The sequence below is a fragment of the Elusimicrobiota bacterium genome (assembly GCA_016722575.1).
Classification (GTDB): Bacteria; Elusimicrobiota; Elusimicrobia; order FEN-1173; family FEN-1173; genus JADKIY01.
On the sequence record JADKIY010000002.1, the window covers coordinates 563,355 to 586,884 of the forward strand.

The 23,530-nt window shown below is 64.6% G+C and carries 18 protein-coding genes; all 18 read right to left on the reverse strand.

Annotation, left to right across the window (positions count from 1 at the left end):
- Positions 1–45: 45 nt before the first annotated feature.
- The 18 genes from IPP68_06130 to IPP68_06215 all read right to left on the reverse strand — a co-directional run bounded on the left by IPP68_06130 (position 46) and on the right by IPP68_06215 (position 23,461).
- Positions 46–876: a PD-(D/E)XK nuclease family protein gene (locus IPP68_06130; protein ID MBL0349935.1), complete on the reverse strand. Its 831-nt coding sequence runs from the start codon at positions 874–876 to the stop codon at positions 46–48.
- Entirely contained in the window at positions 873–2,420 is a 1,548-nt protein-coding gene (locus IPP68_06135; protein MBL0349936.1) for a GAF domain-containing protein, read from the reverse strand. Before IPP68_06135 ends, IPP68_06130 begins: the two co-directional genes overlap by 4 nt.
- A complete protein-coding gene (locus IPP68_06140) occupies positions 2,417–3,844 on the reverse strand; it encodes a TldD/PmbA family protein (protein ID MBL0349937.1) in 1,428 nt (475 codons plus the stop codon). The genes IPP68_06135 and IPP68_06140 overlap by 4 nt, the downstream gene beginning before the upstream one ends.
- A 3-nt stretch (positions 3,845–3,847) precedes the next feature.
- Positions 3,848–5,335, reverse strand: coding sequence for a glutamate synthase subunit beta (locus tag IPP68_06145; GenBank protein ID MBL0349938.1), 1,488 nt, complete (start codon positions 5,333–5,335; stop codon positions 3,848–3,850).
- Between the two features lie 77 nt (positions 5,336–5,412).
- A complete protein-coding gene (locus IPP68_06150; protein ID MBL0349939.1) occupies positions 5,413–5,823 on the reverse strand; it encodes a rhodanese-like domain-containing protein in 411 nt (136 codons plus the stop codon).
- Between the two features lie 10 nt (positions 5,824–5,833).
- On the reverse strand, positions 5,834–10,408 hold the full coding sequence (gltB, locus tag IPP68_06155) for a glutamate synthase large subunit (protein MBL0349940.1): 4,575 nt from the start codon (positions 10,406–10,408) through the stop codon (positions 5,834–5,836).
- Positions 10,405–11,340, reverse strand: coding sequence for a LysR family transcriptional regulator (locus tag IPP68_06160; protein ID MBL0349941.1), 936 nt, complete (start codon positions 11,338–11,340; stop codon positions 10,405–10,407). Before IPP68_06160 ends, gltB begins: the two co-directional genes overlap by 4 nt.
- Before the next feature lie 141 nt (positions 11,341–11,481).
- Positions 11,482–12,048, reverse strand: coding sequence for a LemA family protein (locus IPP68_06165; protein MBL0349942.1), 567 nt, complete (start codon positions 12,046–12,048; stop codon positions 11,482–11,484).
- A gap of 13 nt (positions 12,049–12,061) precedes the next feature.
- Positions 12,062–12,778: a hypothetical protein gene (locus IPP68_06170; protein ID MBL0349943.1), complete on the reverse strand. Its 717-nt coding sequence runs from the start codon at positions 12,776–12,778 to the stop codon at positions 12,062–12,064.
- Positions 12,772–13,584, reverse strand: coding sequence for a TPM domain-containing protein (locus IPP68_06175; GenBank protein MBL0349944.1), 813 nt, complete (start codon positions 13,582–13,584; stop codon positions 12,772–12,774). Before IPP68_06175 ends, IPP68_06170 begins: the two co-directional genes overlap by 7 nt.
- Positions 13,581–14,753: a tetratricopeptide repeat protein gene (locus IPP68_06180; GenBank protein ID MBL0349945.1), complete on the reverse strand. Its 1,173-nt coding sequence runs from the start codon at positions 14,751–14,753 to the stop codon at positions 13,581–13,583. The genes IPP68_06175 and IPP68_06180 overlap by 4 nt, the downstream gene beginning before the upstream one ends.
- 38 nt (positions 14,754–14,791) lie before the next feature.
- Entirely contained in the window at positions 14,792–15,211 is a 420-nt protein-coding gene (gene rpsI, locus IPP68_06185) for a 30S ribosomal protein S9 (GenBank protein ID MBL0349946.1), read from the reverse strand.
- 20 nt (positions 15,212–15,231) lie between these two features.
- Positions 15,232–15,708, reverse strand: a complete 477-nt coding sequence (rplM, locus tag IPP68_06190) for a 50S ribosomal protein L13 (protein ID MBL0349947.1) — start codon at positions 15,706–15,708, stop codon at positions 15,232–15,234.
- A 52-nt stretch (positions 15,709–15,760) separates the two neighbouring features.
- Entirely contained in the window at positions 15,761–16,345 is a 585-nt protein-coding gene (locus IPP68_06195) for an N-acetyltransferase (GenBank protein MBL0349948.1), read from the reverse strand.
- A 30-nt stretch (positions 16,346–16,375) separates the two neighbouring features.
- Positions 16,376–19,939: a 2-oxoacid:acceptor oxidoreductase family protein gene (locus IPP68_06200; GenBank protein ID MBL0349949.1), complete on the reverse strand. Its 3,564-nt coding sequence runs from the start codon at positions 19,937–19,939 to the stop codon at positions 16,376–16,378.
- A gap of 30 nt (positions 19,940–19,969) precedes the next feature.
- Complete coding sequence (gene recN / locus IPP68_06205; protein ID MBL0349950.1) at positions 19,970–21,652, reverse strand: DNA repair protein RecN; 1,683 nt, start codon at positions 21,650–21,652, stop codon at positions 19,970–19,972.
- Positions 21,653–21,655: 3 nt separating this feature from the next.
- On the reverse strand, positions 21,656–22,483 hold the full coding sequence (locus tag IPP68_06210; GenBank protein MBL0349951.1) for an NAD(+)/NADH kinase: 828 nt from the start codon (positions 22,481–22,483) through the stop codon (positions 21,656–21,658).
- Positions 22,484–22,492: 9 nt separating this feature from the next.
- Positions 22,493–23,461, reverse strand: a complete 969-nt coding sequence (locus IPP68_06215) for a response regulator (protein MBL0349952.1) — start codon at positions 23,459–23,461, stop codon at positions 22,493–22,495.
- Positions 23,462–23,530: the final 69 nt, after the last annotated feature.

Consider the following 23,530-nt stretch of genomic DNA (forward strand, 5'->3'; position numbering starts at 1 on the left):
CCCCCCCGAGGGACGGAATGTCCGGGAATAAGAAAGGGGTTAAATTTAGGCCAGTCGCTCCAGTCGGACCCGCACGGGTTCCGGCCGACCGTCTCGTTCCCAGTCCGACAGACACGGCGCTTGGTATTCGCACCAATGGCAACGGAGCGGCACGAAGGAACGCGGGAAAGCGCCACGGGCTTCGGCGGCGATCAATTGGTCAATTTGGGCCGACAACCGCCGGCCCACCTCGGCCATTTCCACGGGCGACGGCGTGGGAAACAACACCGGCGCCTGGAGCTCCACCGCGCCGTCGGCGCCGTCCCCTTTCACAAACACGTCGAAGCAGAGGGCCTTGGGCGGACGCCCGAACATGCGTTCGCAGGCCCAGGCGTAGATCACCAATTGGGTGCGGTCCGCCCGACGGGGGTCGTAGGGTTTGCTGGACGTTTTAAAATCGTGGAGGACCCACTCGGAGTCCAGAAGGTCGAAGGCGCCCGAGATCTCGTGACCGCCGGGGAGGGGGATTAAAAAACGGCATTCCACGCCCCGGGGGGCCGGTTGCAAGGCGGGGGCGCGTTCGGCCAGAAAACGGGACAGGAAATGCTGGCCCATGGCCTCCAGGTAATGGGGGTCGGTCGCCCCGCGCAAACTCTCCTCGGGAACCGCGGCCAAGCCGATCCGAAGACGCTCGAGAAAAACCGCGGCCAGGGCCTCCACGGGAAGGTCCTTCCGCGATTCCGCCTTTTGTTTGAAATTCGCCTCCAACGCCGCGTGCAGGGCGACGCCGAAGGCCAATTCCGCCCGGGGCGGCGAGGGGGCTTCCAGGACGTAACGGTATTCGTATTTTTTTGGGCAAAACCCGTACCCGCTGAGGCGGGAATGGCTGGATTTCAAGCGACGGGCCAGCGCGCGGCGAAGGCGACCCCGCCCAAGGACGACGGCCCGGCCGTCAGGTCCCCGCCGTGGGCCTCCACCAGGCGTTTCGACAAAGCAAGACCCAGCCCCGCCCCGTCCACCTGGCCGGTAAAATGGTCCTCGATTTGATGGAATTTCTGGAAGAGGTTCGGAATCTCCTCGGGCGGCACCCCGGGCCCGTTGTCCTCCACGCAAATCCGGACGCGATGGCCTTCCGCCGTTCCGCTCAACCGCACGATTTTCTCCGCTTTCGTGTTGAACTTCACGGCGTTTTCTATCAATTGGCGGAAGACGTCCCGAAAACGGTCCGCGTCGGCGCGCACCGTCGGAAGGTCGTTGACCCCGGGATCCACTTGAACCCGGGCGCCCGCTTCGGCCAAAAAGACGGCGAGGGATTCCAACACCCCGTCGATTTCCAACCGGGGAATCAAGGCCTCCCGGGTCAAATTCAAATCTTCGGCCTCCAGGGCCGTGAAGCGGAGCAATTTATCGACCAGCGCCGCCAACCGGCGGCCCTGGGCGTCGATGGCGGCGAGACCTTTCTGGGGCAGGGGACCCAGCGACGCGTCTTTCATCAAGAGCGGCGCGTAGCCCGTGATCACCGCCAGAGGCGTCCGCAGTTTGTGGGAGACCAGGGACAGGAAATTCCGTTTCATGCGATCTTCGCGCTTTTCTTCGGTGATGTCCCGGAACACGAGCAACGTGCCGCGTCCCCCCTGAAGGTCCCGGCGCACGCCCCCCAGAATCAAACTCTTGCCGGTTTTCCGGGTCCATTCAAAACCCCCGGCGTCTTCCCGGGTTTCAAAATCCTTCAGGATTTCGGCGAAGGGCCGTCCGAGGGCTCCGTCCCCGGGGGCTCCGAGGAACCGCGCCCCCGCCTCGTTGATCAACACCGAGCGAGCGCCCCCGTCCAAAAGCAGGGCCCCGTCGGACATCTCCCGGAACACCGCGGCCAAATTCTCCTTTTCGTCCCGCAAGCGCTCAAAGAGCCGGGCGTTTTCGACGGAAACCGCCACCTGGGTCGCGAAGATTTCCAAGGCCCGGCGGTCCGTGGCCGAGAACCCGCCGTCGCCCCGTTTGTTGATCCCTTCAACGACGCCCAAACAGCGCCCCTGGTGGATCAACGGCACCGCAACCACCTGCCGCGTGACGTGGTCGGCGGTTTTGTCCACGCGGCTGGACCAGCGGGGGTCGCGTCGAACGTCGTTGACGATCAACGGTTGACGGTTCTGCGCCACCCACCCGGCGAGCCCTTCCCCCACTTTGAGCCGCGCGCCCCGAAGCCGCGCCGCGGCCTCCCCCGTGGTCACGTGAAAATAAAGCTCCTCGGCCTCCGCGTCCAACAACAAGATGGAGCCGGACTCGGCCCGCACCACCCGGGCCGCCAGATCCATGACCTTGGCCAGCAATTCGCCCAATCGGAGTTCCGACGCCAAGGCGCGGCTGGATTCCAACAACATTTCAAAATCCGCCGCCGACAGGGCCGTTAATTGGCCGGTGCTGTCCGAGTTTTTTTCGTTCACGCGGGGGCTCCTCCAACGACGATTTTGGGAATGCGCAGGGTGGGGACGCCGTCCGACACGGGAACCCCCTGGCCCTCTTTGCCGCAGGTGCCCACGGACCACCCGAGGTCCGAGCCCACGCGGTCGATGCTTCGAAGCACGTCGGGGCCGTTGCCGAGCAAATTGGCTCCCCGCACCGGGTGCTTGACCCGCCCGTCTTCCACCCAAAAACCTTCCTCCACTTCGAAAACGAAATCGCCCGTGGCCGTGTTCACCTGGCCGCCGCCCATGCGCGTCACCCAGAGGCCCCGGCGGAGGTCCCGGCGGATCGCTTCGGGATCGTCGGTGCCGGGCGCGATGAACGTGTTGGACATGCGGGGAATGGGTTTGTGGGCGTAGGACTCCCGGCGACCGTGGCCGTTGGACGGCCGGCCGGCCGCCGCGGCGGTGCGCCGGTCGAACAAATAGGTTTTCAGCACGCCTCGGTCCACCAGGACCGTTCGTTCGGCGGGCGTGCCCTCATCGTCCCGGTGGAAAGACCCCCGGTGGCCTTCCCGCGTGGGGTCGTCCATCACGGTGACCTTTTCGTTGGCCACCGCCTTCCCCACTTTTCCGGCGAAATGGGGCGAACTGCCGTCCTGCACGCTGTCGGCCTCGAGGGCGTGGCCGATGGCCTCGTGGATCAGCGTCCCCCCGGCCTGCGAAGAAATCACCACGGTCATTTCCCCCGCGGGCGCTGAGGGAGCGTCCAATTTCGCCCGGGCACGGCGGGCCGCCAGGCGCGCCAACTCCTCCAATCCCGGACGATCCAAAATCTCCAACCCGCCCAACCCCGCGGCGACTTCGTATCCGGTCTGGAGGACGCCGTTTTTTTCGGCCGTCACCTGGATCACGAAGGTGATGTAATTCCGTTCTTCGGCGAAGGTTTCCCCGCGGGAATTCGCCAGGCCGATCGTTTTTTTCAACTCGCCGTAGGTCAAGGACACCTGGCGCAGAGGGCCCTCGGCGCGCGCGGCTTTTTCGGCCAGGGCGAGCCAGCCCGCTTTTTGGGAGAGGGAAGCGGCGGCGGGGTCCCGAAGAACGGGATGCCGATGCACGGAGGAGGGCGACAAGGGGGATTTTAAAAGACGGACCGGCCCGGGGGCCAGGCGCTGCAGGGCTCGGGCTTCGACGGCCGAGAGGCCCGACGACACCGGTCGGCGGGCGTCCACGGCCACGAACCGGGTCCGGGCGCCGTCCAACCAACGGAGACCGACGCCGGCGCTTTCGGATTGGGTGGTTTCGTCCAGGCGGCCGTCTTCCCACCGCAGGGAACGACGGAAGGATTCTTCGGCGAACAGTTCGACGAATCCGGTCGGGGAAGCGGCGCCCAGGAACGGGCGGTAGGAGCGCGGGTCAAACCCCCGGGACGCGCGGTCGGGACGACGCGACGGGGCGATGGGCATCGCTTAGGGGAGGTCCGACGCGCCCATCAAAAATCGGTCGATTTCGCGGGCGGCGCCGCGGCCCTCGTTGATGGCCCAAACGACGAGACTTTGGCCCCGGCGGGCGTCGCCGGCGGCGAACACCCCGGGAAGGCCCGTGGCGAATTTTCCGTGCTCGGCCCGGACGTTGGACCGCTCGTCCTGGGCCACGCCCAAGGATTTGAGCAATTCGGCTTCGGGGCCCAGGAACCCCATGGCCAACAGCACCAATTGCGCGGGCCAGACTTTCTCCGACCCGGGGATTTCCTGGGGGACGAACCGGCCCTGGGCGTCCTTGGCCCACTCGATTTGAACGGTGTGGATTTCCTTCACGCGGTTGGCGTGGGCGCCGCTCACGATCTTTTTGGTGGAGATCAGGTAGCGCCGGGGGTCTTCGCCGAACACCGCCGCGGCTTCCTCCTGGCCGTAGTCCATTTTATAGACCTTGGGCCACTGGGGCCAGGGATTGTCGGAGGCCCGGGCGTCCGGCGGGCGGGGCAAAATTTCAAACTGAACGAGGCTCTTGCACCCGTGCCGGAGCGCGGTCCCCACGCAGTCGGTGCCCGTGTCGCCGCCGCCGATGACGATGACGTCCTTGCCCGCGGCGGAAATGAATTTCCCGTCCTTGTGGTTCGAATCCAAAAAGCTTTTCGTGTTTTGGTGGAGGAATTCCATGGCGAAATGAACGCCCTTGAGTTCCCGGCCGGGAACGTTCAGGTCCCGGGGGGCCGTGGCGCCGGTGCACAGGGCCACGGCGTCGAATTCCTTGCGGAGTTTTTCGGCGGGGTAGTTTTTCCCCACCTCGGCGCCCGTGACGAACGTCACGCCCTCCTGGGCCAACAGGTCCACCCGCCGTTTGACGACGGTCTTGTCGAGCTTCATGTTGGGAATGCCGTACATGAGCAACCCGCCGGCGCGATCGGCCCGCTCAAACACCGTGACCGTGTGGCCGGCCCGGTTCAACTGGGCGGCGCAGGCCAGGCCCGCCGGGCCCGACCCCACCACCGCGACTTTTTTGCCCGTGCGCTTGGCCGGGACCTCGGGGGTCACCCAGCCTTCGGCGAAGGCTTTGTCGATGATGGAGACTTCCATGTTTTTGATGGTCACGGGCGGTTCGCTGATGCCCAGGACGCAGGAGCCTTCGCAGGGCGCGGGACAGACCCGGCCCGTGAATTCGGGAAAATTGTTGGTCTTGTGCAGACGCTCCAGGGCCTCGTGCCACAGGCCGCGAAACACCAGGTCGTTCCATTCCGGGATCAGGTTGTTGATGGGGCAGCCCGAGGCCATGCCGGCCACGAGGTTTCCCGTGTGGCAAAAAGGAGTGCCGCAATCCATGCACCGGGCGCCCTGCTTGCGGAGGGCTTCCTCGGGCATGTGTTCGTGGAATTCCTTGTAATGACGGATGCGGGAGGACGGGTCCGCGTCTTTGGGCAGTTCCCGGTTGAATTTCATGAAGCCCGTGGCCTTCGCCACGCCCAGGGGTTTGACCTTCGGCGCCGCGCCGTGGCCGTTCGTGTTCGCTTTTTCCACCGTCGAATCGTTCACAGGGTTCATGCCAGTCTCCCGGGTTCGGCCCCGGTCTGAACGGGATAGCCGCTTTTTTGCCACCAATCCAAACCGCCCACCAATTCCTTGATGGAGCAGCCGAAGGCCGCCAATCGGATGGCCGCCTTGGCCGCCGCGTTGCAGCCGATGCCGGCGCAACAGAGAACATACACCTTGCCCTGGGGCAGGCGGGTCGACACCGCGTCCCGATCGATTTCCCGGTAAGGCAGGTTGAGGGCCCCGGGCACGTGGCCCTTGGCGTAGGCCTCCGGCGATCGGGGGTCCAGCACCACGAAGGCGTCGACGCCGGCCTGAAGATCGGCGTAAACGTCCGAGGCGTCCGTCTCCAACGTCAATTTGTGGAGGAAATATTGGCGCGCTTGAACCGACTTGGCCGGCTTGTGTTCCAGGACCAGGGACGCCACCTCAGTTCCCTCCGACGCGGGCGAGATCCCGCGCGTTTTCTTCAAAGGCCGCCATGATGGCTTCGTCGCCCGTCAGGCCGGCCGCGTGGACCTGCTTGATGGACTGGATCATCCGCTTGTAATCCTTGGGCATGATCTTGAGGAACGTCTTGATCAGGGCGGGCCCGGCCTCCAACACCCGCTTGGCCACGGTGCTGGTGGTGTAGAGCAGGTGCTTTTTCAATAAATTGCGGACTTCGTCGATGTCCTCGGGCTCCATGGGGTCGATCTCCACCATTTCGCGGTTGATGCGCTTGAGCAGCCCGTCGTCGGTGGGCATCAGGTAGGCCACGCCCCCGGACATGCCGGCCGCGAAATTCCGTCCCACGGGCCCCAAAACCACCAGGCGGCCGCCGGTCATGTATTCGCACCCGTGGTCGCCCACGCCTTCCACCACCGTGTGCACGCCGGAATTCCGGACGCAGAACCGCTCCCCGGCCTGGCCGCGGATGTAGGCCTCGCCGGACGTGGCGCCGTAGAAAGCGACGTTGCCGATGATGATGTTGTCTTCGGGCACGTAGGAGGCGTTCTTGGGCGGGGCCACGATCAACTTGCCGCCGGAAAGCCCCTTGCCGAAATAATCGTTGGCGTCCCCGTCCAACACCAGGGTCATGCCCCGGGGCACGAAGGCGCCGAAGCTTTGACCGGCCGACCCCGTGAAGGTCAGTTCAATGGTGTCGTCGGGCAGGCCCTTGGCCCCGTGCCGGCGCGTCAACTCGCTGCCGGTGATGGTCCCCGCCACGCGGTTGCGGTTTTGAATGGGCACCGTCGCCTTGACCTTCTCGCCGCGTTCCAGGGCGGGCTTGCAGAGATCCAGGAGCACGCGCATGTCCAGGGAATCGGCGATGCCGTGGTCCTGTTTCATCTGGGCGTAACGGCCCACCTCGGGGCCGGCGGTCGGCGCGTAAAGGATGTTGGAGAAATCCAACCCCTTGGCTTTCCAGTGATCGACGGCCTTCCGGGCTTCCAAACGGTCCACCCGGCCGACCATCTCGTTCAACGAGCGGAAACCGAGCCGCGCCATCAGCTCCCGGACTTCCTGGGCGATGAAGCGCATGTAGTTCACCACGTGGGCCGGGTCGCCCGTGAATTTTTTCCGCAGTTTCGGGTCCTGGGTGGCCACGCCCACGGGGCAGGTGTTCAAGTGGCAAACGCGCATCATCACGCACCCCAGCACCACCAAGGGGGCCGTGGCGAAACCGAATTCCTCCGCGCCCAACAGCGCGGCGATGACGACGTCCCGGCCGGTTTTGAGCTGGCCGTCGGTTTCCACCACGATGCGGCTCCGCAGATTGTTGAGCACCAGGGTCTGGTGGGTTTCGGCCAAGCCGAGCTCCCAGGGCAGGCCCGCGTGTTTGATGGACGACTGGGGCGAGGCGCCCGTGCCGCCGTCGAAACCGGAAATCAGGACCACGTCCGCGTGGGCCTTGGCCACGCCGGCGGCCACCGTGCCGACGCCCACCTCCGAAACGAGTTTCACGCTGATGCGGGCGTGGTGGTTGGCGTTCTTCAGGTCGTGGATGAGCTCCGCCAGATCCTCGATGGAATAAATGTCGTGGTGCGGCGGGGGCGAAATGAGCCCCACCCCGGCCGTGGTGTGCCGGGTCTTGGCGATCCAGGGATAAACCTTCGTGCCGGGCAACTGCCCGCCTTCGCCGGGCTTGGCCCCCTGGGCCATTTTGATCTGAATTTCCCGGGCGTTGACCAGGTAGAGGCTGGTCACGCCGAAGCGCCCCGAGGCCACCTGCTTGATGGCGCTGTTTTTGGAATCGCCGTTCGGAAGCAATTTGTAACGTTCGGGGTCCTCGCCGCCTTCCCCGGTGTTGGACTTGCCGCCCACCCGGTTCATGGCCACCGCCAGGGCCTCGTGGGCTTCCTGGGAGATGGATCCGTAGCTCATGGCGCCGGTTTTAAACCGTTTCATGAGGTCCTCCACCGACTCGACTTCGTCGATGGGAACGGACGCGCCGGGCTTGAAATCCAAAAGCCCCCGCAAAGTGTAGAGGGTTTTTTCCTGTTTGTTAATCACGTCGGCGTATTTCTTGTAGGCCCCGTAATTGTTGGTTCGCGCCGCCAGTTGCAGGCCGTGGATGGTTTCCGGGTTGAAGAGGTGCGCTTCGCCCTCTTTCCGCCATTGATACTGCCCTCCCACGTCCAACACCTTTCCATCGGTGACCCGTTCCGGGAACGCGCGGTGGTGCCGCCGCCGGGCTTCCTCGGCGATCACGGACAGGTCGGCCCCCTCGATGCGGGTGGGCGTTCCCGTGAAATAAGGATCCACGACGGACTTGTTCAACCCGATGGCTTCGAAAATCTGGGCGCCGCGGTAACTTTGGATTGTCGAGATGCCCATTTTGGAAATGGTTTTGACCGATCCCTTGGTGGCCGCCTTGATGAAATTCTTGACGGCGGTTTTGTGGTCCACGTTCACCAGGAGGCCCTGGGCGATCATGTCGTCCAGGGTCTCGTAGGCGAGGTACGGGTTGATGGCCCCCACGCCGTAGCCCAGGAGGAGGGCGAAGTGATGCACTTCCCGGGGTTCTCCGCTTTCCAACAACAGACCGACCTTCATCCGCGTGCCCCGGCGGATCATGTCGTGGTGAAGAGCCGCCACCGCCAACAGGGCGGGAATGGGCGCGCGGGTCGGGGAAACGCCCCGGTCCGAGAGCACGAGAAGATTGGCGCCGTCTTTCACGGCCGCGTCGGCCGCCGCAAAAAGGTCTTTCAGGGCTTTCTCAAGCGATTGAACGCCGCCCGCGGGATCGAAAAGGATCGGGAGGGTGAGGGCCCGAAATCCGGGGGCGCTGATGTGCCGCAGTTTTTCCAATTGATCGTTGCTCAGGATGGGGCTTTTGAGTTCGATCAGCTTGGCGCTTTCGGCCGTGGGATCGAGCAGGTTGTGCTCGGACCCCAGGAGCGTCGTGGCGGAGGTGACGATTTCCTCCCGGATGGCGTCGATGGGCGGGTTGGTCACCTGGGCGAAGAGCTGCTTGAAATAGTTGTAGAGCAAATGGGGTTTTTCCGACAACACGGCGATGGGGGTGTCCGTCCCCATGGACCCGATGGCCTCCACGCCGCTCCGGGCCATGGGTTCCATCACCAAGCGCAAGTCCTCGTAGGTGTAGCCGAAACATTGCTGCCGCTGGACCACGTCGCCGTGGCTTTCGTGGGCGGGCGGGGTCGCGTCCCCCAAATCCTCCAACGCGATCAAATTCTTGTCCAGCCATTCGCGGTAGGGCTTTTCGGCGGCGATGGTTTTCTTGATTTCATCGTCGGCGATGATGCGGCCGGCCGCGGTGTCGATCAACAGCATCCGCCCCGGCTGAAGCCGGCCTTTGTGGAGCACCCGGTCCGCCGGAATGTCCAGAACGCCCACTTCGGAAGCGAGAACCACCAGATCGTCCTGGGTGACCACGTAGCGGGAGGGCCGTAGTCCGTTGCGGTCCAGGGTCGCGCCCACCATCGTGCCGTCGGTGAAGCCCATGGAAGCGGGGCCGTCCCAGGGTTCCATCAGGCAGGAATGGAATTCGTAGAAGGCTTTCTTCTCCTCGGTCATGCTCTCGTGGTTGGACCAGGGCTCCGGGATCATCATCATCATGGCGTGGGGGAGCGAACGACCCGCCAGGACCATGAATTCCAGGCAGTTGTCAAACATCGCGGAGTCCGATCCGTCGGTGTCCACGACGGGCAAAATTTTCTTCAAATCGGGGCCGAAGGCGTTCGAAGCCAAAAGCGCCTCCCGGGCCATCATCCAATTGACGTTGCCCCGGAGGGTATTGATCTCGCCGTTGTGAATGATGTAGCGGTACGGATGCGCCCGGTTCCAATTGGGAAAAGTGTTGGTCGAAAAGCGCGAATGGACCAGCGCCAGGGCCGAGGACAGCGCGGGGTCTTTGAGATCCGGGTAATAATCCTCCACCTGGCCCGAGAGCAACATGCCCTTGTAGACCAGCGTGCGGGCCGAGAGGCTCGGGATGTAGAAGGTATTGGACCCGTTGGCGTCCAGATACTTGAGGGCGTGCTCCGCCCGTTTGCGGATCACGTACAGCTTGCGCTCAAAGGCCGGCTCGTCGGGCACGGAAGCCGACCGGCCGATGAAGGCCATGCGGCTGACGGGTTCCCCCGCCTTGGCGCTGTTGCCCAGGGCGCGGTTGTCGGTCGGAACCGCGCGCCAGCCGAGGAAAGCCTGCCCTTCTTCGTTGACCAGGGCCTCGAATGTCTTCTCCGCTTCGGCCCGCTTTTTCTCGTCCCGGGGGAAATACATCATGGCCACGCCGTACCGGCCCGGTTCGGGCAGGGCGACCCCGGCGGCCTTTTTCAGGAATTCGTGGGGAATCTGAATCAGAATGCCCGCGCCGTCGCCGGTGTTGGCCTCGCAGCCGCAGGCGCCGCGGTGGTTCAAATTATTGAGGACCGTCAACGCCTGGGAAACGATGGCGTGGGACTTCTTCCCTTTGATGTTGACGACGAAGCCGATGCCGCAGGCGTCGTGCTCGAATTGGGGATCGTACAAGCCCTGCTGTTTGGGTTCGCTCATTTTGTTTTTCCTGTCCTCGTTGACACGACGTTGGCGGTTCCATCGGCGCTGGCGCCGTCCGCCCGCAGGGCCCGCACAAACCCCGCCACGTTGGGCCGCGGGGCTTTCCCCCGACGTTGGAGGATGCCCAGCGGGCGATAAAACGGTTTGCCCTTGAGGGGCACGGCGGCCAAGGTTCCGGCCCGCACTTCCCGCTCCACGGTGGGGGCCGGCAGGAGCGACACGCCCGAGCCGATTTCCACCGCCTGCTTGATCGCCTCGATGTTGTCGAACTCGAGGGCGACCTCCACCGCGACGCCGGTTTTTCTCAAAAACCGGTCCATTTCGCGGCGGACCGTCAAATCTTTATCGAAGGCCACGAAGGGTTCGCCGGAGAGCCGCGCGGCGTCCACCTCGGCCCGCCGGGCGAAGGGGTGGTCCGCGGCGCAGGCCACGACGATTTCCTCGCGCCGCCAGGGGATCACGTCCACGTCCCGCCGGGCCTGGGGGAAGGAAACGATGCCCACGTCCGCCCGGTCCTCGGCCACCGCGTCGTACACCCGGTCCGGGTGGGCGTATTCCAAGTGCACCTTGACCGCGGGGTTCTGTTTCAAAAACTTTTCCACAAACTCCCGCATGTGGCGCAGGCCGACGGAGTAGATGGCCGCCACGCGGACTTCGGCGTTTTCCGTGCGCTGGCGCCCGCTGACCCGCCGCTCCAGGGCGTCGTAATGATCGATCAACTCGCGGCATCCGTCGTAAAACTGTTTTCCAGCGGGGGTGAGGGTCCAGGGACGGCGCGACCGGTCGATGAGCGTCACCCCCAGGCGGGACTCCAATTGATGCACGGCCTGGCTGGCGGCGGACTGGGTGACGTTGTGAACCTCGGCGGAGCGGGAAAAGCTGCGCAGGCGGGCCACGTCGCAAAAGATCTTCAGTGTTTCGATGTGCACGCGTCCCCCGAGAAACGGATCGGGCGCCCGCGCGCACCGGCCGGGCGACCCCGCGGGTCGAAAACCGGTCGTTAGATGCTATATTTTTTTATTGAATATTAAAAGATTCTAATATTAGAATCGCTAATACAAAGGCGCCCGCTAGAAGGCCACCACCGGGGCCGTCTGGGCCTGGGGCGCCGCTTCAAAATACCCCCGCGGCGCGAAACCCGACCAACGGGCCACCAGGTTCCCGGGGAAAAGCCGGAGCGCCACGTTGTAAGTTTTGGCGGCCTCGTTGAACCGCCTCCGCTCGACCGCGATCCGGTTTTCCGTTCCGGCCAGCTCGTCCTGGAGTTTTAGAAAATTCTCGTTGGCCTTGAGGTCGGGGTATTTCTCAATCACGACCATGAGGCGCGACAGGGCGCCTTCCAGCCCCTGGGCGGCGGACATTTTGTCGCCGGGGGTTTTGGCTTCGCCCCATTGGCTTCGAAGACGCGTGACTTCCTCCAGCACCGAGGCTTCGTGCTTCGCGTAGCCTTTCACGGTGTTCACCAGGTTGGGGACCAAATCAAAACGCCGCTGCAAAACGTTTTCCACCTGGGCCCAGGCGGCGGTGGCGCCTTCGTTCAGCCCCACCAACCGGTTGTAGGTGCCGACGGCCCACAGACCGCCCACCACGACCAACGCCCCCACCCCCAAAACGGCCACCGCGATTTTGCTTTTCATTGAACCCTCCCGGTCACAGGGCGTCGACGGCGGCCAAAACGTCGTCGATCGCCTTCAAATATCGGTCGAACAACACGTCGGGGTCGCCCGCGGGCTTGACCCCCGTTTTCATGCTCAAAATTTCCCCCACCACGTCGGCGTCGAAGGAAACCTTTCGGGCCAGCGCGCCCAGGGCGTCCGTCTTTTTCACCGGCGGCTCCTCGCCGAAGAGCCGCAGGGCGTGGCGGAAGAGAACCAACACCCCCGACACGGACTGGACCATCACGCGCAACAGGTCTTTCCGCCGACCGCCCGCCTCGAAATACGCCCGCCGCAGACGCAGGAGTTTCCCCTTCAATTCGTGTTCGATTTGGTGGCGCAGATGAACGCCCTGGACGTGGAGCGGGGCGATGACGTCCGCGCCGGCCAGCACCCGGTACCCGTCCCGGAGATCCAAAAACTCCACCGGAAAATCCTCCACCGACCGGGACAAACCGTCTTTGGAAAAAAACACCGGGATGGGTTGGCCGGATTTCCGCCACCGCCACACGGCGGGCAAGGCCCGCTTTAAAACGGGCAGGGACCCGTCTTTCAGAACGACGATGAGGTTCTGATCCGAATGGCCTTCCACAAAATTTCCCGAGGCGGCCGACCCGTGCAGGACGATGGACACCAACTGGGGTCCCAGGAGGCCCGCCAATTCCCCGGCGAAATCCGCCGCGGTCTTCTTCTTAAAAAATGAACTCACCATGATCCCGACGCTCCTCCTCCACCGGACGATCCGCCGCCAAAACCTCCGCCCCCGCCCCCAAAGCCGCCGGACCCGAAGCTTCCCCCGCCCCCGCGACCGCCGCCCCAGAGGGCGTGTTGGATCGGGTGATCCGGACCGGCGAAGAGATACCGGAGCCCCAACGCGGCCAACCCCGACACCAAGGCCCCGGCGAAGGAAACACCCGTTTTTAAAACCGCCAATAGGATGAAAACGTAGCCGAGGCCTCCGAAAAATAACACCACCAGAAAACCGAGGAGCCAGGGATACCAGGACCGGTCTTCCACCCGCGTGGACTCCGCGGGAAATTCGACCGCCCCCCCGCGGACGATCGTCGCCACGCTTTGGGCGCCCGCCTCGAGCCCCGCCGCCAGCCGCCCCGCTTTGAATTCGGGGATCATTTTCGCCCGGATGATTTCCCCGCACAACCCGTCGTTCAGCGTCCCTTCCAGGCCGTACCCCACCTCGATCCGGGTTTTGCGGTCCTGCACGGCCAACAATATCAAAACGCCGTTGTCTTTTCCCTTTTTCCCGACACCCCAGGCGTTGAAGAGCGCGTTGGCGGCGTTCTCCACCGTGTCGCCTTCCAGGGAGGGGACGGTGACGATGGCCAGTTCGGCCGTGGTCTTGTTCTCCAGGCCGGCGGCCAGGGACGTAAGCCGGGCCCGGGCGTCGGCGTCCAATACCCCGGCGAAATCGGATACGGCGCCCTGGGGTTTGGGGAATTCCCGGGCCACGGCCGTCCCGGCGGCCGTCAGAAATCCCAGGGCCAAAAGGGCCTTTTTCATGGAATGTCTTTCCAACGTTTCACGGTCGCCGGAGATACCCCGAAGGAGCCCAAGGCCGCGACGTTGTTGGGGTTCAAGGCCCACTGGGCCAAAGCCGACTCGTAGGGCAAGTCGTGGCGAAGGGATTCCCGAAGGGCCCGCCGACGGAAAGCCGTTGCCAGGGTCGGCCGGCCGGCCTTTTCCGCCCAGGCCCCCAATCCCAGCAACGCCATCGCGACGCCCCGGGCATCCTCGGATTTACGGAAAAGAGCGAGGGCTTTGTCGTAGGCGCGGCGGGACTCCGCGAGTCGATCCAACCGACGAAAGCTCCCCCCGAGTCCCCACCAGGCGAAGCCTTCGCTGCTTTCGTCCCCGAGCTTTTTGTAAAGACCGGCGGAACGGCGGTAAAGGGGGAGGGTTTTTCGGGCGTCGCCGTAGGTCCGGTGGGCGTTGGCCATGCCGCAAAGCCCGTACGCCCGGCCGAAGGGATCCCCCAGGCGGTCCAAGAGGCCGTGGGCGCGTCGATAGAAAGCGAGGGAGGGGGCGGAGCGGCCGATGACCCGGGCCACGCCGCCGGCGCCGCAGAGGGCAAAGGCTTCCGCGGAACGATCGCCCAACCGTCGGGCCAAGGCCGCCGCCCTGGAAAAAGCACCGACGGCGGAGGGGAGATGGCCGGAAAAACGCTCGACCCCGCCCAAAGACCACCAGGCGTGCTGCCGGGCGGCCGGAGAGGCTCCTTGGGCGCGGAGGACCCGCTGCAGAAGGGCCCGGGCTTTCGGGAAATTCCCCAGGCCCCGCTCCACCAGGGCCGATTCCATCCAAATTTCCTCGGGCGGCGGGGACGAGGCGCCGAACCGGCGCGCCCGCTCCACCGTTCGCCACAGGGCCCGGGCCCGGGCGTACCGGCCCAAAACCCGAAGACAAGCGCTCACTCCCAGGAGGGTTCGAAGGCGCTCCGTGGGTACGTTTAATCGGCGATAGAGGGCGTGGGACCGGCCGTAGAAGGAAAGGGCCTTTTGAAAGGCCCCCAGGGCGCGGAGGGTTTCGGCTTCTTGATGAAGGACGTCCGCCCGCAAATAAGGGTCGCGGGCGATTCGACGAACACGGGCGTAGAGGGGCCGGGCGCGATCGTATTGCCCCTGGGCAAAGAAGCGCTCGGCCTTCTGAAGAAGGAAGAGAGCGTCCGCCATGGCGGGTCGATTGGGGGAGCGGTCGGGGACCGCGGGAATTACCGCTTGGAGTGCTGGTAGCGGCGCCGGGCTTTGGGCTGGCCGGCTTTTTTTCGCTCGACGGCCCGGGGATCGCGCGTGAGGAACCCCTTCGCGCGGAGCGGCGAGCGGAGTTTCGGATCCACGGTCACGAGCGCCCGGGAGAGGCCCAGGCGGATCGCGTCGGCCTGGCCGGTGATGCCGCCGCCGGTGGTCGAAACGATGATGTCAAAGGTGGACAGGGCGTTGGACACCCGGAACGGCGCCAAGGCCGACGCTTTTTGACGCTCGTTGCCGCCGAAAAAGGTTTCAACGCTTTTGCCGTTGACCGTCACGCGGCCCTCGCCGGGAATGAGGCGGACGCGGGCGATGGCCGTTTTTCGGCGGCCCGTGGCCCACAGCGGATTTTGGCGCGTGATTTCGATGGTTTCGGACGTCATGATCGGCCTTTCAGAAAAGGTTACTTGCTCGCCAGGGCGAAGGGACCGCCGGAGCGAATTTTTGGTTTTTTGGTGTCCACGACGATCGCGCCGGGGTAAATCTTGGAGCCCTCGGCCGCCCGGAACACCTTGAGGCGGCGCATGAAGCGGTCGCGCAGGCGGTTCTTGGGAAGCATTCCGTAGACGGCCAACTCCACCGCCCGCTCGGGTTTTTCTTCCAACAGTTTCCCGTAGTGGGTGTAGGTTTGCCCGCCGCGGAAACCCGAGGCGCGGAAATCCATTTTTTGGGTTTTCTTGTTGCCGGTCAGGGCGACTTTTCCGGCGTTGATGACCACGACGCCGTCGCCCAGGTCCTGGTGCGTGTTGAAAGTGGCTTTGCCTTTTCCGCGCAGGAGGCCCGCGCTCAAAGTGGCCAGGCGGCCCAGGGCCACGCTGTCGGCGTCGACCACGAACCAGCGGCGTTCGACGGTGTTCGGTTTGGGGTGATGGGTTTGTATCGTCGGCATAGGGGCAGGATTTTAGAAAATTAATTTCAATTGGTCAAGGGCTTCAGCGTTTTTTTCCGGCGCGGGCGTTTCGGGCCGCGGGGAACCCTTCGGGTTCCGTCGGAGTGGTGCCGTCGGACGGCAAGTCGCCGGCCTTAAACAACGGGGCCGGGGCCACGCCGCCCAGGTCCTTCACCATGGCGATTTCCACGCAGGCGTCGGGGAAATAAGGGCACCGCACGCATTCCGTCCAGACTTTGTGGGGCAGATCGTTTTTGCCCACCCGGGAAAATCCGATTTTATCGAAAAAACCGTCCTTCATGGTCAGGGCAAACACCCGGGTGATGCCCAGGGTTTTCGCGTCTTTCAGGCAAGCGTCGAGCAACTTCCGCCCGATGCCGCGCCCCTGGAAGTCGGGGTCCACCGCGAGGGCTTTGACCTCGGCCAAATTGTCCCATTGAACGGCCAGGGAGCAACACCCCACCACCCGACCCTTGTCGTCGGCCACGTGGAACTGCTGCAAGTTTTCGTAGAGCTCGGAGATGGCCCGGGGCAACAGCTCCTTTTTCTCGGCGAAAACCGAGAGGAGCTTGTGCAGGGCGCGCACATCGCCGATTTTGGCCCGTCGAATGGTGATCACGGGAAGCATTTTACCATTTTGGCGGCGTCTCCCCGGGACTCAGGCGCGGCGGGTGGAGGCGGGTTCCGCCGGACGGCGGAGCTTGAGACGTCCGAGGATCTCCTCGGCCCGGGCCCGGGCCGCGTCCATTTTCGGATAGCGGATTTGCCGGTAGCCCCGGACGCCGGCCGGGACTTGCAGGGCTTCCACGTATTGGCGGTAGGTGGCTTCGTCGTGGAAAATCTGGAAACCGTCGACGATTCCCGTGTACCAGTCGCGGAACGCCTTTTCCTTGTCGTGCCATTGGGGCAGAAGGCGGCGGAGGAGTCCCAGCCGTTTCATGACGTGAAGCTGCCAATTCTGGGACCGCAGATCGAACTCGACCTTCCGACCGAACAACACGAATTGCGGGCGGTTCAGGTGGACGTAGGTCATTTGGTCCCCCCGGGCGGGGTCGACGTCGTAGCGGGCCCGGTCCCGGCGGTATTTTTCCTCCGACGTCAGGAGGCGCGCCACGTACACCTCGTCTTTAATCGCGGTGACCCGGTGCAGATTTTCCAACACCGCGCGGGTGGCGGCGTGCCCGCGGTCTTTTCGGTCTTTTTGATAAACCGTCCAGAGGCGGACCAAATACCCCTTGGCGGCGTCGGGCCCGCCGTATTGAAAGAGGTCGTAAACGGCCTGGGCCAGCCGGGCCCGGGGGGCGTCGTCCATGTCCATCCAGCGGACGGCTTCTTCGACCATCCGACGGTATTCCTTGGACCAACGGCCGCCGCGCACCCAGTGGGATTTCCGCAGAAGCTCGGCGCGGTCTTCCAACACCTCCCAGTAGCCGGGCAGCCGGGGCGAATAGGCTTCGAACCGCCGGGCGTCCACGGTGGCGGCGCGGCCCAGGTCGAAGGCCCGGAGATTTTCCTCCAGGTCCTGGGGCGGCACCATGCGCCCGATGGCCTTCTTCAAATTCTCCAACCCGATGGGAATGACGCCCTTCTGGTAGAGGGCGCCGAGCAGGAGGACGTTGGCGTAGAGTTTCGTCCCGAAGAACGCCTCGGAAATATTCGAGAAATCCAAGCCCAAATACTGGTCCGCCCGCGTGTGGGTCCGGAGGGCGGTTTCCAATTCCAAGACGGAAAAATCGTCCTTGCCGAGGAGCGTTTTGACCGTGGGCATCTTGTGGGTGTTGACCACGGCCACCGTTCGGTCGGGGCTGGCCACCCGCAGATTGACCTTGGGGTCCAAGCCGCGGACCGATTCCAGCAGATCGATGCCGAGCAGAACGTCCGCCCGGCCGTAGGGCACGAGCGGCGCCTTGACCCGTTCGTCCGGGGAGAAAATGACGTGGCCGTAGACGCCGCCGTTGCGGATGGCGAGGCCCTTTTTATCGGCGAAGAGGACGTGGTAGCCCTGGAGCATTCCGGCCTGAACCAGAATGCCCGTGATGACGCCGGAGCCCATGCCGCCCACGCCGGCGGTGTAGCAGTACCACCCGTCGCCCAGGGGGTTCGGCGTCACGGGCGGAAGCGGCGTGGACTCCCAGGGCCGCGGCCCCGGGGCCCGACGGCGGCGGATGGTGATTTCCTCGAAGGACGGGCAAACTTTGCCCTTGGCGCAGGCCCCGTCGGCGATGCACAGGGACTTGTCGGTGATGATTTTGGGGCCCAGCAGGGTTTCCTCGATGCCGAGGCCCGGGCACCCGGTGGCGTTGGTGCATTCGAGGCAGTACTCGCAGACTTCCGGCGTGATGTTGATCACTTTTTCTTCCGGCAGGAAGCCCAGCGCGCGGACGATTTTTTTGCGTTCCTTGCGGACCCGGCGATGGTAGGTGATGCCGCATTCCTTGTCGGCGATCACCACTTTGACGCCGGCCTTCAAAATGACTTCCTCCAGGAGGGCGCGGTAGGATTCCCGGTAGGCCGGGTTCACCCGGAAGATGGGGATGCTGTCCCGGGCCATGCCGCGAATGACCTGCTCGATGTCCTGGGCGAAGGTTTTTTCGGCCATCAAATTCTCGGCGCTCCCCGGCGTGGGCTGGTGCCCCGTCATCGCCGTGGTTTTGTTTTCCAGGATGATGTAGGTGATGTCCTGCCCGTTTTTGATGGAGTCCGAGACCGCGAGCATGCCGGAGTGAAAAAAAGTCGAGTCCCCGAGGAACACCACCTGCTTGTTCTTGATGAAGGGGTCCATGCCGGAGCCCGTGCCGCCGCCCAACCCCATGCCGGAATAATCCTGCATCAGGCCGATGTTCGGCTCGAACTGGAGCATGGAGTGGCAGCCGGATTCGCCGTGGAAAATGACTTCGACCGGCTCCCGCTTGTGGTTTTCCTTCATGAACGCGGCGTCCTGAAAATCGGCCTTGAGGGCTTTGGTCACCGTCGAGGAGTCTCGGTGGGGGCACCCCGGGCAAAAGGTCGGCGTTCGGATCGGGATGGAAATTTTGTAGTCGGCGGTTTTCCGCGCCCGGGCCACGGCCCCGGTGCGGGGCGCGGCGGGGCCGGCCATTTTCATTTCCAAAAGGGGCGCCAGACGGTCCATGACGATCGCGACGTTCAAGCCCCGCTCCACGGGGAAGCCGGGAAGCTCGTCGGGAAACTTCTTCCCCCACACGGCGGGCGGGCGCGTCAGCCGACCGTCCTGGTGCGCCCGCTGGAGGGCCCGCACGACCTGGGTTTCCAGAAAATCCCGCTTTTCCTCCACGACCACGAGGTGTTCCACCCGCGCGGCGAAATCCCGCAACAGGGTTTCGTCCAGGGGAAAGGACATGCCGAATTTGAGAACCGGAAACTGTCCGGCCAAACCCATTTCGTCCAAGGCTTGGACCAGGTAACCGTAGGAGAGCCCGGCCGACACGAAGCCCAGGGGCGCGGAACCCGTCGGGCCTTCCACGCGATTCAGGCCCCGGGTCCGCACGGCCGCCAACAGCTTCTGATAACGGGCGGCCAGCGTGGCCTCGCGCATCGATGTGTGAGGCGGGATCATGACGGTGCGGTCGACGGGCAACTGCCCGGCGGTCAGGACGGTCCGTTGAAGGTGGTTCACGGTCGGAAACAGATTGGGACGGCAGCGCACGGTGCCGCCGCCGTCGGCCTGGTTGGTCGTCAGCACGTAGGTGAAATAGAGGTCGGTCTCGCCGGAAAGTTCGAAGGCGTCTTTGATCCAGTCTTTGATTTCCTGGAAGGTGGCGGGTTCCAACACGGGCATGTGGAGGTGGAGGCTCAAGAACCGGGAATCGGAGTTGATCTGGGTGGTTTCGTTCCAGGGATCGTCGCCGACCACGACCAGGGCGCCGCCGGCGGGTTGTTGGGGTTCCGACAGGTTGCCGATGGCCAGGCCGTCGGCCGCCACGTGCATGCCGACCGATTTCATGACCGCCATGGCGCGCAGATTGGCCAGCCGGGCGCCGTTCAAGCGCGCCGCGGCCAACGCTTCGTTGTTGGCCATTTGGGCCACGACGCCGTTTTCGAGCAGAAGGGGCGCGGCGCGCCCCACCGCGTCGAACACCTCCGACACGGGCGATCCGGGGTATCCGGTCAGGAGCGCCACGCCGCCTTCCAGGGCGCCCTTCAACAGGAGCTCGTTGCCCGTGAACGCGGCCCAACCGTCTTCTTTTAGAAATCGTTTGTCCACACAGCCTCCAAGGTCAAATCGTCGCCCCGCTCAACGGCGGGAAGATTCCAGCAATTCCCGGGCGTGCCGAAGGCCGATGTCGCCTTCGGATTCCTTGCCCGTGCCGCCGAAGAGGCGGGCGATTTCCTGAACCCGGTCCGTTTCCGTCAACGCGCGGACCGACGTCCGTGTCCGGGTTTTTTGAATTTCCTTTTCCACCACGAAATGCCGGTCGCCGCAGGCCGCGATCGTGGCCAAATGCGTCACGCACAGCACCTGATGGGAGCCGCCCAGCTTCGCCAGCTTCCGGCCCAAGACGGCGCCCAGGGCGCCGCCCACGCCGGCGTCAATTTCGTCGAACACCAAGACCGGCACGGCGTCGGTTTTGGCCAGAACGCTTTTAACGGCGAGCATGACCCGGGACAGCTCTCCCCCGGACGCCACGTCGGCCAGGGGGCGCCGCCCTTCGCCGGGATTCGGCGTAAACCAAAACCGAACCTCGTCCATTCCCGCGCTCGTGTAGCGGCCCGGCTCGGCCAGGGCTTCGATGTCCAAGACGGCGTGGGGCAGGCCCACGTCCCGAAATTCCTTGTTGATGGCGGCGTCCAGTTTCTTGGCCGCCGCGCCGCGGGCCGTGGACAACTTTTCGGACCGGGCGGCCAATTGTTTCTCGGCGGCCGCGAGGCGTTCGGCCATGTCCCGGTTTTTGTTTTCCAAATTCTCCAGCCGGTCCAGTTCCCCCGCCACCCGGGCCCGGTAGGCCACCACGTCGGCCAGCGTGGGGCCGTATTTTTTCTTCAGTTTCGCCAGCTGGTCCAACCGCGAAAGGGTTTCCTCCAGCTTCGCCGGGTCCTGTTCCAGACCGCCGGCGAAGGCCTCCAACCGCTGGGCGGCTTCCTCCAGCTGGACGATGGCCCCGTCCAGCAAATCGGCCGTTTCGCCCAGCGGCGCCCCCAGGGCGCGCAAGGAGTCCAACAGCGACCGGGTCCGGCGCGTCAATTCCGCGGCGGAGCCCTCCCGCCGGGAAAGACCGTCCAGGGCCTCTTCGGAGGCGGCGCGCAATTTTTCGGCGTTCTTGAGCTGGGGCAGCAATTGATCCAGGACGGCTTCTTCCTCCGCCCGGGGATCGGCCGCGTCCAACTCCTGCCGTTGATACCGGTACAAATCCAACCGCTGGGCCCGTTCCTGCTCGGAGAGCGCCAAGGTGTCCCGCTCGGCCACCACGGTGCGCCAGGCGTCGAAGGCCGCCGCCACCTCGTCCCGCAAACCCTCCAACCCGCCGTGGGCGTCCAGCAAATCCCGTTGTTCGGCCGCCTTCAGCAACAGCTGGTGTTCGTGCTGCCCGTGCACGTAGGCCAACCGCTCGGCCAGACGCGCCAGGGCGGGCAGGCCCACGGGCCGGTCGTTCACGAAGGCCCGGGATTTCCCCCCGGCCTCCACTTCCCGGCGAATCAACAGCTCCCCGGGCTCTTCTTCCGATAAAACGCCCAGTTCCTCGGCGATCTTCCGCAGGCGCGGCGAACCGATGTCGAACCGCGCCGAGACGGTCAGCCGGGCGGCCCCTTCCCGCACCAGTCCCGCGTCGGCCCGACGGCCCAACACCAACCCCAGGGCGTCCAGGACGATGCTTTTGCCCGCGCCGGTCTCTCCCGTTAATACGTTCAACCCCGGCGCGAATTCGAGGGCGTCGTCTTCCAGCAGGGCCAAATTTTTGATGGACAAATGCGTTAACACGGCCTAACGTTCCCCCCAGCTCAGTTTTTCCCGCAACAAGGAAAAGAAGGGCTGATCCCCCTCGGAATAAATCCGAACGCGCTCCCGGGCCTTGCGGAGGACGAGGGGATGTTCGGAACCCGCCGTCCAATGCTCCTGGCCGTCCAGGGAGATCACCAGCCGCTCCGCCCGGTGCCGGGGATCCAGGCGCACTTCCACCACGCTCTCCGGGGGCAAAATGATGGGCCGCTGGTTCAAACTGTGGGCGCACACCGGGGTGAGCACCAGGAGGTCCATTTCGGGCGACACCAGGGGTCCGCCGGCGGCCATGGAATAGGCGGTGGAGCCCGTGGGCGTCGCGACGATGAGACCGTCGCCCACGTAGTTGCCCAAAAGGGCGCCGTTCACGTGCACCGCCAACCGGACCGCCCGACCCGGGGCCTGGGCGTGGATCACGACGTCGTTGAGCGCCAACCGGGGGCGCCCGGCGGACGCGTGGCCGTCCGCCGACAACATCATCCGGCCGATGGCCGGAAGGCGGCCCTCAAACAACCGTTCCAATAGGGGGTAGACCCGCTCCACGTCCGTGGCCGTGAGAAATCCGAGCCGCCCGACGTTGACGCCCAGGAGCGGCACGCCCCAGGGCGCGGCGAGGCGGGCCGCCGCCAGAAGCGTCCCGTCTCCCCCCAGGGCCAACACCGCCTTGGCGGCGCGCAGGCCCGTGCGGCCCACGACCTTGACGCCCCGGCGGGCCAGCCAGGCCTTGATGTCGGGCAACGCCCGTCGCGCGGCGGATTTGTGGGGGTTGTGAAAAAGAGCGATGGGGGAAAAGGAACCCGGATTGTTCTTCATGCGAAAACCTCAGCCCAGGCTTTCCCGCTTGACCAGTTCCTCCCACACCTTGAGAACGTCGCCGTCCCACCACCCGCGCTCCACCTCTTCCCACATGGTGCGGAAGGCCTTTTGAACCGGGTAGGCGTCTTTGTAGCTCCGCCGGGAGGTGAGGGCGTCGTAGATGTCGACCACGTTGACGATGCGGACCAACTTGGGCACCTGGGCGCCCTTGAGCCCGTCGGGGTACCCGGTGCCGTCCAGGCACTCGTGGTGGTGGCGGATCATGGGCAATATGCCCTCCAAACTTTTCAGCCGCTGGCATATCTCGCAACCGATGGTGGGGTGTTTGCGCATGATTTCCCACTCGGCGTCGTCCAGGGGGCCGGCTTTCTGAAGAATCGCGTCCGGGATGCCGATTTTGCCGATGTCGTGGAGCATGCCGGCCTTCCGCAGGGAATCCAATTCAAAGGCGTTGCAGCCCAGGGCGCGCCCCAGGGTCACGGCGTAGCGGCCCACCCGGTCCGCGTGGCCGAGCGTGTAGCGGTCCTTGGCTTCCAGGGTCCGCACGAGGGTCATCAAGATCGCCTCGGCGTCCTCCAACTCGTCCGTCAGGGACTTGATGCGCAGGAGCGATCGGATCCGGGTCATCAGCTCCATTTGCTGATAGGGTTTGGGAAGAAAATCGTCGCAGCCGGCCTCGATGGCGCGGACGCGTTCTTCGTCCGGCAAAAGCCCCGTCACCATGATGACGGGCAACAGGCGCGTGGTGTGGTGGTTTTTGATCCGACGGCAGGTTTCCAGGCCGTTCAGGCGGGGCATGTCGAAATCGATGATGCAGAGATCGGGGGGGCGTTCCTGAATCCGCTCCAGGGCCTCCTGCCCGTCCTGGGCGGTCACGACCGCGAACCCCTCAATGGTTAAAAGCGTTTCGAGGGCTTTTTGGGCGTAGCGGTCGTCATCGGCAATTAAAATCGTGGCCGAACCCGCGGGTGTCATATTGAGAGATAATACCAGATTCTCCCCCGGGCCTCAACGGAAAAGGCCCCCCGTGCGCCGCCGTTTACC

Bases quoted from the DNA above. Each gene is read 5' to 3' on its own strand.
- IPP68_06195 (MBL0349948.1), bottom strand. From the start codon at position 16,345: ATGCTTCCCGTGATCACCATTCGACGGGCCAAAATCGGCGATGTGCGC.
- IPP68_06140 (MBL0349937.1), bottom strand. From the start codon at position 3,844: ATGCCCATCGCCCCGTCGCGTCGTCCCGACCGCGCGTCCCGGGGGTTT.
- IPP68_06215 (MBL0349952.1), bottom strand. From the start codon at position 23,461: ATGACACCCGCGGGTTCGGCCACGATTTTAATTGCCGATGACGACCGC.
- IPP68_06180 (MBL0349945.1), bottom strand. From the start codon at position 14,753: ATGGCGGACGCTCTCTTCCTTCTTCAGAAGGCCGAGCGCTTCTTTGCC.
- IPP68_06170 (MBL0349943.1), bottom strand. From the start codon at position 12,778: ATGGTGAGTTCATTTTTTAAGAAGAAGACCGCGGCGGATTTCGCCGGG.
- rpsI (MBL0349946.1), bottom strand. From the start codon at position 15,211: ATGACGTCCGAAACCATCGAAATCACGCGCCAAAATCCGCTGTGGGCC.
- IPP68_06175 (MBL0349944.1), bottom strand. From the start codon at position 13,584: ATGAAAAAGGCCCTTTTGGCCCTGGGATTTCTGACGGCCGCCGGGACG.
- IPP68_06165 (MBL0349942.1), bottom strand. From the start codon at position 12,048: ATGAAAAGCAAAATCGCGGTGGCCGTTTTGGGGGTGGGGGCGTTGGTC.
- IPP68_06210 (MBL0349951.1), bottom strand. From the start codon at position 22,483: ATGAAGAACAATCCGGGTTCCTTTTCCCCCATCGCTCTTTTTCACAAC.
- gltB (MBL0349940.1), bottom strand. From the start codon at position 10,408: ATGAGCGAACCCAAACAGCAGGGCTTGTACGATCCCCAATTCGAGCAC.